The 15,924-nt window shown below is 42.9% G+C and carries 17 protein-coding genes (1 of these 17 only partly in view); 10 read left to right on the top strand and 7 right to left on the bottom strand.

Translation table 11 applies throughout. From position 1 onward, the window contains the following. Positions 1 to 14 precede the first annotated feature (14 nt). Positions 15 to 797: a peroxide stress protein YaaA gene (gene yaaA / locus C1X04_RS14735; protein WP_137170334.1), complete on the bottom strand. Its 783-nt coding sequence runs from the start codon at positions 795 to 797 to the stop codon at positions 15 to 17. Between the two features lie 91 nt (positions 798 to 888). Here yaaA and C1X04_RS14730 point away from each other — a divergent pair, with 91 nt between their 5' ends. The 3 genes from C1X04_RS14730 (at position 889) to C1X04_RS14720 (ending at position 3,686) form a co-directional block, all read left to right on the top strand. Then, positions 889 to 1,074, top strand: coding sequence for a hypothetical protein (locus tag C1X04_RS14730; protein WP_110577422.1), 186 nt, complete (start codon positions 889 to 891; stop codon positions 1,072 to 1,074). A 53-nt stretch (positions 1,075 to 1,127) separates the two neighbouring features. Continuing rightward, positions 1,128 to 2,039 (top strand): hypothetical protein, encoded by a 912-nt coding sequence (locus tag C1X04_RS14725; RefSeq protein ID WP_137170333.1) that lies wholly within the window; start codon positions 1,128 to 1,130, stop codon positions 2,037 to 2,039. A gap of 99 nt (positions 2,040 to 2,138) precedes the next feature. Next, on the top strand, positions 2,139 to 3,686 hold the full coding sequence (locus C1X04_RS14720) for a PAS domain-containing methyl-accepting chemotaxis protein (RefSeq protein ID WP_137170332.1): 1,548 nt from the start codon (positions 2,139 to 2,141) through the stop codon (positions 3,684 to 3,686). Positions 3,687 to 3,748: 62 nt separating this feature from the next. Here C1X04_RS14720 and C1X04_RS14715 read toward each other — a convergent pair whose 3' ends face one another. Genes C1X04_RS14715 through hemC form a run of 4 tightly spaced genes read right to left on the bottom strand, consistent with a single transcriptional unit; the run spans position 3,749 to position 7,940 of the window. Next, complete coding sequence (locus C1X04_RS14715; protein ID WP_110577419.1) at positions 3,749 to 4,978, bottom strand: heme biosynthesis HemY N-terminal domain-containing protein; 1,230 nt, start codon at positions 4,976 to 4,978, stop codon at positions 3,749 to 3,751. Further along, a complete protein-coding gene (locus tag C1X04_RS14710) occupies positions 4,975 to 6,246 on the bottom strand; it encodes a uroporphyrinogen-III C-methyltransferase (RefSeq protein ID WP_137170331.1) in 1,272 nt (423 codons plus the stop codon). Before C1X04_RS14710 ends, C1X04_RS14715 begins: the two co-directional genes overlap by 4 nt. Further along, positions 6,239 to 7,000: a uroporphyrinogen-III synthase gene (locus tag C1X04_RS14705; protein ID WP_137170330.1), complete on the bottom strand. Its 762-nt coding sequence runs from the start codon at positions 6,998 to 7,000 to the stop codon at positions 6,239 to 6,241. Before C1X04_RS14705 ends, C1X04_RS14710 begins: the two co-directional genes overlap by 8 nt. Before the next feature lie 16 nt (positions 7,001 to 7,016). Then, complete coding sequence (gene hemC, locus C1X04_RS14700) at positions 7,017 to 7,940, bottom strand: hydroxymethylbilane synthase (RefSeq protein WP_110577417.1); 924 nt, start codon at positions 7,938 to 7,940, stop codon at positions 7,017 to 7,019. Between the two features lie 156 nt (positions 7,941 to 8,096). On the opposite strand from hemC, the gene argH reads away from it, so the two are divergent. Beyond that, on the top strand, positions 8,097 to 9,497 hold the full coding sequence (gene argH / locus C1X04_RS14695) for an argininosuccinate lyase (protein WP_110577416.1): 1,401 nt from the start codon (positions 8,097 to 8,099) through the stop codon (positions 9,495 to 9,497). Positions 9,498 to 9,581: 84 nt separating this feature from the next. On the opposite strand, the gene C1X04_RS14690 is transcribed toward argH, so the two are convergent. Then, positions 9,582 to 10,412 carry a hypothetical protein gene (locus C1X04_RS14690; protein ID WP_137170329.1) on the bottom strand — a complete coding sequence of 277 codons (831 nt, stop codon included), beginning with the start codon at positions 10,410 to 10,412 and terminating at the stop codon, positions 9,582 to 9,584. A 108-nt stretch (positions 10,413 to 10,520) separates the two neighbouring features. Here C1X04_RS14690 and C1X04_RS18585 point away from each other — a divergent pair, with 108 nt between their 5' ends. The 6 genes from C1X04_RS18585 (at position 10,521) to trxA (ending at position 14,681) form a co-directional block, all read left to right on the top strand. After that, on the top strand, positions 10,521 to 10,757 hold the full coding sequence (locus C1X04_RS18585; protein WP_217494972.1) for a lipoprotein: 237 nt from the start codon (positions 10,521 to 10,523) through the stop codon (positions 10,755 to 10,757). A 14-nt stretch (positions 10,758 to 10,771) separates the two neighbouring features. Beyond that, entirely contained in the window at positions 10,772 to 12,025 is a 1,254-nt protein-coding gene (lysA, locus tag C1X04_RS14680; RefSeq protein WP_137170328.1) for a diaminopimelate decarboxylase, read from the top strand. 10 nt (positions 12,026 to 12,035) lie between these two features. Then, a complete protein-coding gene (gene dapF, locus C1X04_RS14675) occupies positions 12,036 to 12,866 on the top strand; it encodes a diaminopimelate epimerase (RefSeq protein ID WP_110577413.1) in 831 nt (276 codons plus the stop codon). 7 nt (positions 12,867 to 12,873) lie between these two features. Then, complete coding sequence (locus C1X04_RS14670) at positions 12,874 to 13,539, top strand: DUF484 family protein (RefSeq protein ID WP_110577412.1); 666 nt, start codon at positions 12,874 to 12,876, stop codon at positions 13,537 to 13,539. Further along, positions 13,536 to 14,249, top strand: coding sequence for an HAD family hydrolase (locus C1X04_RS14665; RefSeq protein ID WP_110577411.1), 714 nt, complete (start codon positions 13,536 to 13,538; stop codon positions 14,247 to 14,249). Before C1X04_RS14670 ends, C1X04_RS14665 begins: the two co-directional genes overlap by 4 nt. A gap of 105 nt (positions 14,250 to 14,354) precedes the next feature. Beyond that, on the top strand, positions 14,355 to 14,681 hold the full coding sequence (trxA, locus tag C1X04_RS14660; RefSeq protein ID WP_110577410.1) for a thioredoxin TrxA: 327 nt from the start codon (positions 14,355 to 14,357) through the stop codon (positions 14,679 to 14,681). A gap of 53 nt (positions 14,682 to 14,734) precedes the next feature. On the opposite strand, the gene C1X04_RS14655 is transcribed toward trxA, so the two are convergent. Further along, positions 14,735 to 15,924: the 3' portion of a peptidoglycan DD-metalloendopeptidase family protein gene (locus tag C1X04_RS14655; protein WP_137170327.1), read on the bottom strand. Its footprint extends 217 nt past the window's final position; 1,190 of the gene's 1,407 nt are visible here — the last part of the coding sequence; its start codon lies off the right edge, out of view; the stop codon is at positions 14,735 to 14,737.

The following is a 15,924-nucleotide window of genomic DNA, read 5'->3' as shown; positions in this document are numbered from 1 at the left end:
TTCCATAGGTCCTTCTATTTTTTCGGTTGAGCACTTTCTGGGCGGATGAATACGGGGTTGTTCTTGGTAGATTGCTGGGCATCGTATCGATATCCTGCAAGATCAAACGCCTTGAGTTCATCCAGTGTTTCGCAGCGATTTTCTATCAGATAGCGCGCCATTAAGCCGCGAGCTTTTTTTGCGTAAAAACTGATGACTTTAAACTTACCATTTTTTTCATCTAGAAAGTTTGGCGTAATCAACTGCGAAGTAAGTTTTTTCTTATTCACGGCTTTAAAGTATTCATTTGACGCTAGGTTGACCAACAATTCACCTTCCTCAAGCGTGTCGTTAATCTTGTTTACTATGATGTCTCCCCAGAATTGATAAAGGTTAGTGCCTCTGTCGTTTTTAAGGCTAGTACCCATTTCTAGCCGATAAGCCTGCATTAGATCTAATGGCTTTAGTAACCCGTAGAGTCCGCTTAAAATGCGCAGAGATGTTTGGGCGTATTTCATATCGCTTTCATTTAATGTGTAAGCATCCAACCCAGTGTAAACATCGCCCATAAAGGTATAAATGGCTGGGCGGCTGTTGCTGACTGTGTGTTCTTTTTGCCATTCTTGATAACGTGACACATTGAGCGTGGCGAGTTTGTCACTCAGCTTCATGAGAGACGCTATTTCTGCGGGAGAGTATGGTTTGATCGTATTGATGAGTTGTTGAGACTCATCCAAAAGTTCTGGTTCACTAACGATATCAATACTAGGAGTGGAGGTTAGGTCCAGTGTTTTTGCTGGTGATATTAAAAACTTCATAAGGATTCCATCTGCTTCATCATTGCGTTTGCTAAAGATTATCCATAGAGTGCCGATAGATATCCAGACAATGCTTTAATAGAGATAGTTTATGAAGAATAATCTGATACAATTTCCTAAGGCTCGTCAAGCTGCCTTTAAAAAGGAGGGCGCACTTGTTACGAGTGATGAGCTCAATGCTCTTCGGGCTGCATTTGATCAAGCACGTGCCGGATGGGTCGTGGAACTTGCAGAATTACCTGAAAATAATAAAATTTGTTGTGGTTCTAAAAAATAATTAGATAACTTCTGATATTTATAATGGACTATTTTATCTAAGGTTATCGCTCCATGTTGCTGTTCCTCGTTCGAAATTCTCTTCCTTTCATGTTTGTGTTTGCCGTGCTCGGCTTTTTATTACCTTCTATTTCGCTCGCTTTTTTCCCTTTCTTGCCTATTGTTTTATTTACCCTAATGTCGCTGACGTTGCTGGGAATGAAACAGAGTGAATTAATTAAACGAATAAGCAGTAAAGAAATCTGGTTTTATGCGGTTTTGCATTCGGCTGTATTTATGGTTGTAGTCAGTCTTATTGGCTGGTGGCTATCATTTGATTCCGATCTTCTGCTTGCGGTTGTTGCTGTGGCTGCAACGGGTTCTTTGTTTGCTACTCCTGCCATTGTACGTGCGTTAGGTTTTGATAGCTTGCAAGCTATGGCGATGACGATAGCCACTACATTGATTTTGCCAGTCTCTATTTTCATCACTCTAATCATTTTTCAAACAGAACATGTTGAGCTTGATTGGTCTGGCTATTTTGTTCGGTTAATGGTGTTTATTTTTGGACCAATGTTGTTTTCATTTTTGGTTCACCGCTTGTTTCCTGAAGAGGCACTAAGCCGATTTTTGATGAAAATATCGCCTTACACTATTTTATTGGTGTTTGCTTTTCCGTTTGGGTTGGTCGGTAGCTTTCGACTTTTGTTTGATCAGGACCCGCTGATTGCGTTGAATTACTTTCTAATTGCCACGGGGTTGTGTTGCCTGTTTTTTGCATTGTCATACCTTTTTTATCGTAAGCAAGGTAAGGCGATCGCCCTTACTGCTGCCATTACTTCCGGTAATCGAAATGTCTTATTAACATACAGTATTGCCGGAGTCTTATTAGGACCCGCGTTTTTACCTCTCGCTGGTGCTTTACAAATACCTACATATTTATTGCCCGTTTTTACTCGCTGGTTAAATAAAGTCTTACTAAAGTGATAAATGAGAATTCGGGTGAGTTTACTATAAGCTTATTTTATGATGCTCAACTGAAGGTTAGTTAATGCCCCCCATGTAAAGTTTTAAGGATAGCTTTCTATGCGTCAAAATTTGCCTGTTACGAAGCAAGAGAAAACGTTTTCTCAGAATGAAAAATTGATCACAACGACAGACTTAAAAGGTCAAATAATCCACTGCAATGATGCTTTTGTAAAAATTAGCGGCTTTGATAAAAGTGAGTTAATTGGTAGTCATCATAATATTGTACGTCATCCAGATATGCCGAAAGAGGCGTTCCAAATCATGTGGGAAACCCTTAAGCAAGGGAAGGCCTGGATGGGGTTGGTAAAAAACCGCTGCAAGAACGGTGATTATTATTGGGTAGATGCTTATGTGACGCCTGTCACTGATTCAGGAAAAGTCATTGGGTATGAGTCTGTTAGAACGGTGCCCAAACGAGAAGATGTAGTACGAGCTGAAAAGGTGTATCAGCGCATTGTTAGCGGTAAAAATGTGTTGCCGCGCCCCTTTATGTCATGGAAAGTATTGCTGCCTATTGGTGGTCTTATTTTGGCTGCGGCGGCAGGAAGCGTCAATATTCTTTATGGCTTGGGGGTTCTAGCTGGAACAAGTTTGTTGGTAAATGGCCTGTTTGTACTAAACAGTGTTCAATTGCAGTCGACATTAAGGAAGCGCTTATCTACGTCCTTCCTTCATCCATTGGCTGGTATTACCTACTCTGATCGAAGCTTAGAGGTTGCTACGCTAGATGTTGGTATAAAGAGCTTGATATCAAGGATGGATGCGGTATTAACGCGTTTTGAAGATGAATCTTTAAAGGTTTCCGAGCAGTCTAAAATAGGGCTGGCATTGACTCTTGAAACGACGAAAGGCATGGCTAGCCAGCAACATGAAACTCAAGATGTTGCTGCCGCAATGCAACAAATGACAACAACGATTAATGATGTTGCCGAGCATGTTCAAATGACGGCGGATAGCGCTAAGTCTTCTTCTAAATCTGCTGAAAGTGGGCAGAAGATCGTTGAAGAGACTCGACACTCAATACGTAAGTTGAGTGACACGGTTGATGATATTGGGGCTACGGTACAAGAATTGGCCGACCGTTCTGAGCAAATTGCACAAGTTGCGCAGATGATTGATCAGATTGCAGAACAAACCAATCTTTTGGCTTTGAATGCGGCTATTGAAGCTGCCCGAGCGGGTGAGCATGGTCGAGGTTTTGCGGTGGTTGCAGACGAAGTTCGACAACTGGCGCAAAGAACACAAGGGTCAACCAAAGACATTCACCATATTATAGAGACCCTTCGAAGTGGCGCAAAAAGCTCAGTATCTATTGCTAACCAAGGCAAACAAGATGCAGCGCAAGGTTTGGAAAAAATCATCGAGATGGAAAACTCGTTTGCAAACATTGTAAGCGCTGTTTCAAATATCTCAGAGATGGCGATGCAAATGTCGGCTGCAGTCGAAGAGCAAGCTCATGTGTCAGAAGATATTAACAGGCAAGTTGTACGTATTTCTGATTTGTCCGTGGCAAGCTCTGAAAAATCGAACCAATCGAGTGATAGTATTCGTTCGTTGCAAAGTGTTGCAGATAACATGCATGAGTTGGTAGTTCGATTCAAATAACCTGATGTGGTAATAAAAAAAGCGCCGTTGTGTACAACGGCGCTTTTTTTTATGCCTTATTTCTAAGGTAGGGGCAGTGGTTTTAAGTTATGGCTAGCCTGATTTAAATTAATCATCATCAGTTCTTGGCTTGCTTTGGTGTCACCCATGGCGTTAAGGAGACGGCTAAGTTCCGCAAGCGCTTCATTTTGGCTATCCAGTGAAAGCGCCTGTTCGTAGTAATCTCGCGCTTTGCCCCATAGCATCATAGCTTGGCTTAAACGACCACAAGCCAGGTAAAGGTTGGCGCTTGCAGGCTCTTTTTTTAGCCAGTTTTCGCAGTGGTTTAATAACTTCTTAGGGTTATCCTGTTTTATATTGCTGTATTCATAGATAAGCTCCTCAGACCAGCTTTCATTTAAACTTGATCTAATAAAGCTTTCTGCTTTGTCATCATCACCAAAATGGATAAGTGTTTGTGCGTAAAGCTGTCTCATTCTATCGTCTTGAGACAGTGTATCTAGCTTGTTCCATAGGCTTTCCACTTCAGACACGAGCTCTTTTTTATTCTGGCCAAGCTTATTCCGAAATTTAATTTTATCCAGCATGGCTAAAAAAGCATTTTTTTCTAGCTCGAGCATATTGTCGCCATCAAAAATGCCTTCTTTTTTGAGTGTTGGGGTTAGAGCTAATAAAGCATCCCAATCTTTCAGGCGAGTGTAGACACTGACCAGCATTTTTAAGGTTTGTCTGTGTTTAGGTTTTAGTTTTTGCAAACGTAATAATGAGGCTAGGGCGCCTTCGTAGTGTTCTTGCTTAATTTGTATCTGGCTCTGAGCAAAGCCAATAGCGAACTCTGCTTCCGGTGTGGATTTATGGGCTAAACGAAGTAGGGCTTTTGAGCGTTCATGTTCATCTTGCTCACTGGCTGCGTATGCCGCACCAATGTAGTTTATTAATGGATAAGGAACTTTCTCAGCGCTATTGGTAAGCAGTTTCTCTGCTTTGTTCCAGTTGCCACCAACAAGCTCCAGCATACCGCGGATGGTGTTCCGAGAGGCTCTTTTTTGTGCGAGATTCCCTGTTACTTTTGCTAGAGAGTTGCTTGGTCTTAGTGTGATGAATAGTATGCGCTTTACCCAGCTAAGCACATACAGGGCAATAATCATGACAACGATCAGTACCCATAAACTGGTTTCAATAGTGACGCCATTGTAGGCGACCAAAACGTAGCCACTGTCTTGGCGCATAAGCAAGCCCAAGACACCACCGACGGCCATCATAATGACAAGTAAGAAGAGGAGCTTTCTCATGCATTATCTCCTTCGTCGGTCTGAGGTGTCGCCATATCTAAACTTTTAACTTTGTTTTCGCTTTCTGTTTGAGATTGTTCCGTATTATTAGACGAATCTGCTTTATTGAAGCCACGATTATTCCATTCTTTCATTAATGATTTCATCGACATTAATGATTCTCTAGGGAGTGGTAATTCTGGTGATGGATTCAACTGTTGTAAGGCCGTGAGGCTGGCTAAGAATGTTGTAACCGTATTTGACTGAGTTTCAAAGTGCTCTGTTGTCGCTTTGGCGACGCGAGATAACGCTTGTTGATAAATGGCTGGCTCACCTTTTATTAACGCGACTTGGGCCACTTCTAGCTGTAATTGTAGACCTGTAATGAGTTGTTGGTACTCCGCTGGTGGCAGCAAGGCTTTGATTGGTTTGTGATTGTAATTAATGACGACCAACGAACGTATTGATGCCCAAAAACTGTCGAGTGCTGATTTAACGCTGCTAACAGATGTGCTTTCACTGTCTGTGTTTTCAGGTAATGTTTCTGATGTATTGGTCTGCCACTCTTTCGATGGCTCTCGCTGAGGTAGAGAGGCGACACTGTCATAAAGAGCATTCAGTTGCAGGTATGCGCCTTCTAAATCAAATTGATTAATCGATTTTAGGGCTTGAATGTCCTTGGCGAGCGCTTTTCGTGTTGCAAATACAATAGGGTCTTCTAATTCGTTTAGAATATCGTCTGCATTTGACAACAGAGAGGCGGCTCCACTGCTATCGGCTTCTAGTAATAGTCGCTGATTTGCAAGGCGAATTAAATATTCTGCTTCCGCTAACTTCCAATCTTCTTTGGTGGTATTGCTTAGGCGATTAAGTTTGGCTTGAAGTGATTGCAGCTTTTCATTTTGCAGAGTTTGTTGGGCAATTAACTGCTCTTTTTGCGACTGAATCATTTGTTCGGATAAGCTTACTTTTTTGGTGAGCTCGCTTAGCTGAGATTGATTCAGTGTATTACTCGAAAGTTTACTGCTTAGCGTATTTTGCTGCGCAATCAGTTGTTGGACGTCTTGTGGAAGAGTGGTCTGAGTGCTTTGGAAATAAAGCCAACCGCTGGTCGCTACGGCAATAGTTGATAGACCTAATGCAAGAGAGCCTAATAGATTGCTTGTTGACGTAGGTTCGTTTTTTGATTTTGGAGAACTTGACTGATCGGCGTTATCTTTTTTTGCCGTGACAGGAGTGGCTTCAATCGCATCTTTTGGGTGTTTCTCTTGCTGGTTGCTCTCAGTCATTCTGTTGTCCTGTATGAAGTTCCGTCGCTTTGATTAAGCTGTTATCGTCTGCACCATTTGCGCATGTGGCGTTTACCCAACCCATATCTATTGCTTGTTGGTTCACTCTGCTACTCGGCGTGAGTATGGGGAGTGACTTCCAGTGTGGCATATGGCGTGTTACGTATTCTGAAAGATTGGCTAAGCTTTCACCACTGGTAACCCATATTAAATTAATATCGGGTAACATGACGAAAGTTTGAGCAGAATAACGTGGTTTTTTTCTATCGTATAGTGAAAGATAGCTGACTTTTGCGCCTCGTTCTTCTAATTTATTGCCAAGCTCTGGTCGTCCGCCTTCCCCTCGAATGATCAGAATTTTCTGGTCTTTCATTCTGGCAGGTTTTAACCATTCAAGTAAGGCTTCTGTGGTGTGTCCTGGATTAGACAAAGCGGGGACGCCTTCATCTATCAATGTTTGAGTGGTGCCTTGTCCAATTCCGATCCAATGAACATTGGCGGGCAACATTGGCCAACAGTCATCTAGCCAGTCACAAGCGATTCGAGCTGCATTTTTGCTAACAAATATGACGTAGTCGAATGTGTCGATATCAAATATTTGAGCTCGAATAGCCGCTTTTCTGTCGTTCTCTTCGATTGGCGCTATCTCAAGCATGGGGAGGGGGATCGCAGACCAACCATGATGGCGAACACGTTCGCAGCTAAGCGTGTTTTCAGGCTCTGGTCGAGTAATAAGAATATGACAGTCTTGCACCAATGTTTCGCCTATTTTATTTGTACAAAGCATCGAGGATGACGTCAGCACCACGAGCAAGTAAATCATCGGCTAATTGCACACCGAGTGCTTTCGCATCGTCTTTATGGCCTCGGATTTCTCCTTCAATCATGGTTTTACCGTCTGGGCTGCCAACCAATCCTCTTAGCCAAATCGTGTCGTCATTTAGTGTTGCAAAGCAAGCGATAGGAGCCTGACAACCACCATTAAGACGCTCATTGACTGCTCGTTCAGCGATCACGCGAATAGCGGTTTCTTCATGTTGTAATGGGGCTAGTAGTTGAATGGTTTGCACATCATCAGAGCGACATTCTATTCCCATCGCGCCTTGTCCGCCTGCGGGTAAACTGGTTTCGGCAGGAATTCTCTGGCGGATACGGTCAAACATTTCTAAACGCACTAATCCTGCTGTTGCCAAAATAATTGCGTCGTATTCACCATCGTCCATTTTTCTTAAGCGTGTATTCACATTGCCGCGTAGGTCTTTGATGATCAAGTCAGGGCGATTCATTTTTAGTTGGCAGGAGCGTCGTAAGCTGGAGGTTCCCACGACAGAGCCACTGGGTAATTGATCTAGAGAGTCTACTTTGTTGGAAACAAAAGCATCGCTGGGGTCCTCTCGTTCACAAATCACGGCAAGACCTAGCCCTTCAGGGAAGGCCATTGGCACATCTTTCATGGAGTGAACAGCAATGTCTGCTCGACCATCCATAAGCGCACTTTCTAATTCTTTAACAAAAAGACCTTTTCCACCGATTTTAGAAAGGGGTGAATCTAAAATTTGATCGCCTTTTGTTGTCATGCCCAGCAACTCTACTGTCATGTCTGGGTAGAGGCTTTCTAGTTGCGCTTTGACATTGTTGGCTTGCCAAAGGGCTAACTGACTTTCTCTGGTTGCGATCACAATTTTATCTTTCACTTCATCTCCTAATAGCTTGTAGATGGATAAATGCCTTCCAATTTTCTGACTCAATGATACTCGCTAAGAAGGACTCCGTCATCTTTCAATGCTTTATAAGTCGAGGCGCTTAATGTACTCTTGGCAGCTGTTTGAATTTGTGTGGGAACCAACCGAATGACTGATACTAATAAAACCACGAACCAGCAATGGGGTGGTCGTTTTTCTGAGCCTGTCGATGCGTTTGTTGCGCGTTTTACCGCGTCTGTTGAGTTTGATCAACGTATGGCAAAACAGGATATTCAAGGATCAATTGCGCATGGCAAAATGCTTGCTAGCGTTGGTGTTTTGACGGCAGAAGAACGAGATCAGATTATTCAGGGTCTGACTGAAATAGAGGGTGAAATTGAGCGCGGTGAGTTTGAGTGGTCTGTTGAATTAGAAGATGTTCACATGAACATCGAGGCTCGCTTGACGCAGAAGATCGGCATTACTGGCAAAAAACTGCACACTGGCCGCTCTCGTAATGACCAAGTAGCGACGGATATACGTCTTTATATGCGTGACGAAGTGGACTTCTTGATGGAAGAAGTGACTCGTCTACAACAAGGTATTTTGAGTTTGGCGGAAAAAGAAGCCGATACTATTATGCCTGGCTTTACGCATTTACAAACGGCTCAGCCTGTCACTTTTGGCCACCATTTAATGGCTTGGTACGAAATGATGCAGCGTGATTACGAGCGCTTAGCTGATTGTCGTAAACGCATTAATATTCTGCCGCTTGGTGCTGCGGCACTTGCTGGCACAACGTATCCGATTGATCGTCACATGACGGCAGAGTTGCTAGGGTTTGAACGTCCGACTTATAACTCTTTGGATTCTGTGAGTGATCGCGATTTTGCCATCGAATTTACAGCAACTGCTTCTATCATCATGATGCACATGTCTCGTTGGGCGGAAGAGATGGTGATGTGGGTGTCTGCTCAGTTTAACTTTATTTATCTGCCTGACCGTTTCTGCACTGGCTCATCTATTATGCCGCAGAAGAAAAACCCTGATGTACCAGAATTGGTACGTGGTAAAACGGGTCGCGTCTATGGTCATTTGATGGGCTTGTTAACTTTGATGAAGTCGCAATGTTTGGCGTATAACAAAGATAACCAAGAAGACAAAGAGCCATTGTTTGATACCGTGGATACGTTGAAAGGTTCATTGCGCGCCTTCGCAGATATGATTCCTGCGATTGAGTCTCGTAAAGAACATATGTATGAAGCGGCTCGTCGCGGCTTCTCTACGGCGACGGATTTGGCAGATTACTTAGTTCGCCACGGTGTGGCTTTTCGTGATGCTCATGAAATTGTGGGTAAAGCAGTAGGTTACGGAGTTAAGGAAGGTAAAGATTTATCTGAAATGACATTGGAAGAGCTCCAATCTTTTGGCGACATGATCGAAGCGGATGTTTTTGATGTCTTGACGCTTGAAGGTTCGGTTGCAGCGCGTAATCATATTGGTGGAACCGCTCCAGCTCAAGTGTTAGAAGCCGTTGAGCGTGCTAAAGCGGATCTTGCAAAACGGTAAACTGTGTAAAATCGTGAAATGAAATGATTAAAAACGGCTGCCTTCTGGGAGCCGTTTTTTTTGAGAGTAAATAGTTCAGACCAATTACTGAACTGGCTGGTTAAGATTGAATGGTGAGTCTGGTCCTAACAGCTCATTGGTAAAGACGCTTGGTGAAATATTTAACTCAAAGTGAAAAAGCTTAGATTTAACTCCGCAACCGTCAAACACAATTGCCCAGCTTTCATTGCTGCCTTCTTTAGGCAGTCGCCAGCATACGCCTTTTATATTAACGTAGCGTGTGCCATCGGCATCTTTGGTAACGGGGTAGTCCGTTTCTTTTGTTAAACCTTTTAAATACTCTTTCTGTGCTTTTTTAGATTCTTCAATTTTCTCTCGTAGTTCTGCGGAGAAAACACCGCTTAACGATTCATTGCTTGCTTCTGGTGATAAAGATACTTTTGATAAATCAAGAAGTTCTGGTTTATCTAAGTTCAGCTGTTGCTGGGCGAAAATGGAGTCCTGTTCAGTACTCTGTAATCCGTCTTCCTGTAATTCGCCACTTGAATCTTCAGGCGGATTATCCATGTTGCTAATGATCTCTTCAGGATCAAATGCTGTTGTTCTTTCACTGAGTTCTTTGCCTGTTGGAGCTCCAGAATTATCGATTGATGCAGGTTCAACCTGTTCCGCGTTTGCGGGTTGGGGCTCTTCTGGCATATCAGGCAATGCCATTTCTTGATCTTGTGCAAACGTATCGCTTTCTTCGGGTTGATCGTTTTCGTTGTTTTGTGCCGGTAAGAGCAATAATTGAAAGTTTGAGGGTTGTGTGTCGATATCAAACCAATGTTGGTTTTCTGATATTTCGAGTATGAGTATGTGTATTGCGATGGCACAGACAAGTGCAGCCATCCATGGGGCAATCTTGTTTCTCATAGCGCTTCTTGCTGTTGGCGTTTTATTGATGTTGGGAATATTTGAGTCCAAGTTAATCCAGTACCTTTTATAGCTTGAGGTTAATATACCAAATTCAAGCTCGCGCGCATGTTAAATCCGATGAAAGAGTGCTTTGAAAAGATTATCACGGTAATTAACTCGCTGGGGTTGGGAAACGAACTGGCTGCAAGGTATACTGTCTTAATCAAAAATAGAAGAGATAAGATGATGTCTAAGTGGGCTTTAGTATGTGTTTTGGCTGTTGTTTTGGCCTCTTGTGGAAATAAAGGTGCTCTTTATTTGCCAAATGATGCTGCTGTGTCGCAACAAGAATCGTCTTTATAGCTGAGGATTCCCCTTTGGATTTTTTTAATTATACAAATCAAACTCTGCATGCAGAGGATGTTGCTTTATCAGAGATCGCTAATCAGTACGGTACGCCTTGTTATGTCTATTCTCGTGCTACGTTAGAACGACATTACAAAGCCTATGCAGATGCGTTTGCATCGCACCCGACGTTAATTTGTTATGCCGTAAAAGCTTGCTCTAATATTGCGATATTGAATGTATTAGCTCGACTTGGATCAGGTTTTGACATCGTTTCTGTTGGTGAGTTGGAGCGAGTTTTAAAAGCTGGTGGTGATCCATCAAAAGTGATGTTTTCAGGTTTAGGTAAGCAAGCCGTTGAAATGCGTCGAGCGCTTGAAGTCGGTATTCATTGCTTCAATGTTGAATCTGAAGCGGAACTGTATCGGCTGGATCAGGTTGCGGGTGAAATGGGCAAAATAGCCCCCGTTTCTTTGCGCGTTAATCCAGATGTGGATGCCAAAACGCACCCTTATATTTCTACTGGATTAAAAGAAAACAAATTTGGTATTGATATACAAGACGCAGTACGTATTTATAAAATTGCACATGAATTACCTAACCTAAATGTTATGGGGGTCGATTGTCACATTGGTTCTCAGTTAACAGAGCTTAAGCCTTTTTTGGATACCTTTGATCGTTTAATCGGTCTGGTGGATGAGCTTTCTGCCGAAGGGATTAAGATCAAGCATCTTGATCTTGGTGGTGGCCTGGGTGTTCGTTACCGTGATGAAGTGCCACCAGAACCTGCAGAATACGCCAAACTTTTATTAGATAAAGTAAAAGGCATGGATTTCCAATTGGCCTTCGAGCCGGGTCGCTCTATCGCTGCAAATGCGGGTGTTTTATTAACGCAAGTTGAGTTTTTAAAATGCACGCCGCATAAAAACTTTGCCATTATTGATGGCGCAATGAACGACCTTATTCGACCTTCTTTATATGGCGCATGGATGAATATTGTTCCAGTGTCTTTGCTACCGACTCCTGAAGGTAAACGCAGTTATGACCTTGTTGGTCCTATTTGTGAAACAGGGGACTTTTTAGGTAAAGACCGTGAATTAGATATTCAGGCCGGTGATCTTTTGGTTGTCCGCTCTGCTGGGGCGTACGGATTTACTATGGCGTCAAACTACAACAGCCGTAATCGCGCAGCAGAGGTGATGGTTGATGGTGACACAACGCATTTAATTCGTGCTCGTGAAACGATTGAGCATCAGCTAGCTGGTGAGCAAGTTTTGCCAGACTGAGGAGTGCGCCGTGTTATTGAAATTTACCAAAATGCATGGTCTAGGTAATGACTTTGTTGTTGTTGATGCTGTGTCTCGTAAAGTGTTTTTTAATAAACAACAAATCGAAAGATTGAGTGATCGTAATTGGGGGATCGGTTTTGACCAGCTTCTAGTTGTCGAGCCTCCGATGAATCCAGATATGGATTTTCGTTACCGCATTTATAACTCTGATGGCAGTGAAGTGGAGCATTGTGGAAACGGTGCTCGTTGCTTTGCTAAGTTTGTTTTAGATCGTGAATTAACCAATAAACGTATCATTAACGTCGAGACAAAGCGTGGCGCTATTCAGTTACGTGTGCTGGATGGTGGTCTTGTTACGGTAGATATGGGCGAGCCAAGCTTTGCACCAGAAGATTTGCCATTTACTGCGGAGCCTTGTGATGGGCTTTATAGTGTCATGGCTGGTGATACGGAATATTTCATTACACCTGTCTCTGTTGGTAATCCTCATGCTGTGATTAAAGTGGATCAGCTCATTGACAGTGAGGTCGCCAATATTGGTGCCTTAATAGAGTGTCATGAACGTTTTCCTCGTAAAGTGAATGTAGGTTTTATGCAGGTTGTTAGCCCTGATGAAATCAATTTACGTGTATTTGAACGTGGCGTGGGTGAAACTCAAGCCTGCGGCACTGGTGCTTGTGCTGCTGTAGTTGCTGGAATTAAGCAAGGTTGGTTGTCACCTAAAGTCACTGCACACCTACGTGGTGGTGATTTGCATATTGAATGGCAGGGTGAGGGGCTGCCTATTCTGATGACAGGCCCTGCAGAGAAAGTATTCGAAGGTCAAATTTACCTATAGAGGAATTATGAGCGAAGACGATGTTGTTCAATATTTGTCACAAAAACCGGACTTTTTTAGCCGGCATACTGATTTGTTGGAGAGCCTGACGCTTCCTCATCCAGTTAATGGAAAAGTGATTTCGTTGCTTGAGTATCAAGTGAATTTATTGCGAAAGACGACTGCGGATTACCGCAGTCAGTTTGAGCGTTTAGTTGAAGTTGCTCGCGATAATGAAGCGACTATGCAAAAGAGTCGTCGCCTCGTTTTAGCAGGTCTTAATTGCAGCTCTTTAGACGATCTTGCTGTTGTTATTGATGACATGGTGCGCGATGATTTTGAAGTGTCTCACCATGCGCTTATCTTGTATGGTGAGTTTCCTGATAGTGCTATTAGGACTCATCAGCTAGTGGAAGATGATGCATTTTTGTCTCATACCGCAGGTTTCTCTGATTGTTTTTGTGGCGTACTGCCAGCTAATGAAATGAACTACCTTTTTGCTGATGATGCCTCTTCGATCAAGTCTGTTGCTGTTTTGCCATTACTGTCTAGAGCGGGTGGTGAAATCAAAAGGTGTGGTGTTCTTGTGTTGGGGGCGGAAAGTAAATCTGCTTTTGATAAAGAGAAGGGGGCTTTGTTTCTTCAATACGTTGCTGATTTGTTAAGTGCAATTTTATTGAGGCTACTGCCATGAGTGTGTTGATTACCTTCGATTTAGATAACACTTTGTGGGATGTTTCTCCTGTTATTACCCGTGCTGAATATGCAATGGAGTCTTGGTTTGAAACTCGCTTCCCTGGTTTCTCCCGTCAGTTCCCTTTTTCTGTTCGAGAAGAGCTGAAAGGCCAAGTTATACTGTCAAATCCTGAGATTGCACCGAATTTAACGGCAATACGTTTGGCTATTTATAAACTTGCTTTAAAACAATTCGGCTTGCCATCAGAGGAAGCGGATTCTGTAGCAAGTGCTGCCTTGGCGCACTTTTGTGAATGGCGGCAGAAAGTGGATCTTTATCCACATGCTGTTGATGTTTTGGAAGCCTTGAGCCAAGAATACTCAATGGCTGTTATTACGAATGGCAATGCCGATGTGTTTCATCCTTATGTTGGTCTAGGGCAATATTTTGATTTTGCTGTTCGTGCCGATCAACTAGGTGTTGCTAAACCTTCTGTAGATGTCTTTTCTATGGCAGCGAAACAGGCGGGTGTTGACCTGACGGATATCATCCATATCGGTGATCACCCAGTTGATGATGTGTTTGGAGCATCAAATGCTGGAGCGAGAAGTGTTTGGTTTAATCGTCATGGTGCTCAACGCTGGGAGGATGAATGGGGGGCTCGCTCGCATGCGGAAGTCCATTCACTGTTGGAGTTACCAACGGCTATTCGTTCTTTGTTATTATAGTTTTTTTCTATTATTTTAATTTGTTTGAACACATTTTTACCCTCATGATTTAGTGGTACACTAGCCCCATTCATTAGGTAAAGAGATTTTTTAAGGAACTTATATATGAGTGAAAATACAGTTCAGATTACTGACGCGCAATTTGCAGAAGAGGTTTTGAATTCAGATATCCCAGTTCTTGTGGATTTTTGGGCTCCTTGGTGTGGACCTTGCAAAATGATCGCACCTGTTCTAGAAGACGTAGCGGCTGAATACGCGGGCAAAATTAAAGTGGTTAAGCTGAATGTTGATGAAAACCAAGAGACAGCGCCAAAATACAATGTTCGTGGTATTCCTACTTTGCTGATTGTTAAGGGCGGTGAAGTGGCTGCAACTAAAGTTGGTGCGGTTTCTAAATCTCAGTTGATCGAGTTTGTTAACAGCGCAATTTAATCTTGTTGTGACATGTAAAAAGCAGCCATATGGCTGCTTTTTTTATGCCTGCGTTAATCTTTTAATGAAGCTAGCTTTTGTGCAAAGGTAGGGGAGTGCGAGTTCGCTAGCGTCGCAACGACTTGCTTTGCATAAGGAAGATACTTTTGTAAGTCCTTCTTAGGCATAGGATCATCGTTAGGTAGTTTAACGGTGACAGGATTTTTGTGAGTGCCGTTGATCCTAAATTCATAATGTAGATGAGGCCCTGTTGCCCAACCGGTTTGTCCTACATAGGCAATAAATTGTCCTTGTTTTACTCTTGCACCACGTTTAGTGCCTCTGGCGAATCCTTTTAGGTGTGCATAAAGTGTCTGGTACCCTTTGCCATGATCGATGATGACGACATTTCCATAGCCATTTTGTTTGCCTGCAAATGACACTTTACCATCGCCAGCAGCTTTAACCGGTGTTCCGCTTGCGGCGGCGTAGTCAACACCTCTGTGTGGTCGACTTGTCTTGAAAATTGGGTGTAAACGATTTGGGTTGAATTTTGATGAAATCCTAGTGAAGTCAACAGGCGTTCTTATGAACGCTTTTCTCATCGCTAAACCATCTGGAGTATAGTAGCTGGCTCCTTTCTCGGTTTGGAATCTAATTGCCTGATAGGTTCGGCCATTGTTGATAAATTGGGCTGCGATAATGTTGCCATTTCCAATTTTTTCACCATCAAGAAACTTCTCTTCATAGAGCACGCTTAGGCTATCTCCTTTGCGAATATCTAACGCAAAGTCGATATCCCAGCCGAAGATATTGGCTAGTTCAATTAAAAGAGGCTGGTCTATGCCTGCTTTTAAACCATCTACAAATAAAGAGCTATTGATTTCCGCTTCTTTATACGTCTGGTTAACCTCTGGTGTTCTTGATGCTTCAGATCTAGAAAATTTGTCATCATTCCTTTCAAAGGTAACGCTATCTAACCTATTTAGAACGAGAGTTAAGTGAGTAAGCTCGCCAGAAACTTCGTTTGTTGTAAAGTTGATCTCTTGGCCGGGTCTCATTTGAAGGAGTGTTTTTTGTTTTTTATCTGCTTGAGAGACTTTGTATATATCCTGTGCAGATATACCGGCCTTAGATAGAATTTTTGATAAAGAGTCGCCCGATTTGACTTCAACCGCTTGTGTTTTAAACGTTGGTGGACTGACTTTTTTTACTAGGGCCTCTGGTGCAGGAATTTCGTAGTTTGTATCGCTAAGCTGTTGTT

Source organism: Marinomonas sp. FW-1, assembly GCF_005222245.1.
GTDB lineage: Bacteria > Pseudomonadota > Gammaproteobacteria > Pseudomonadales > Marinomonadaceae > Marinomonas > Marinomonas alcarazii.
Note: the sequence above shows the minus strand (reverse complement) of the source record. Positions and strands in the feature narration are given on the sequence as shown.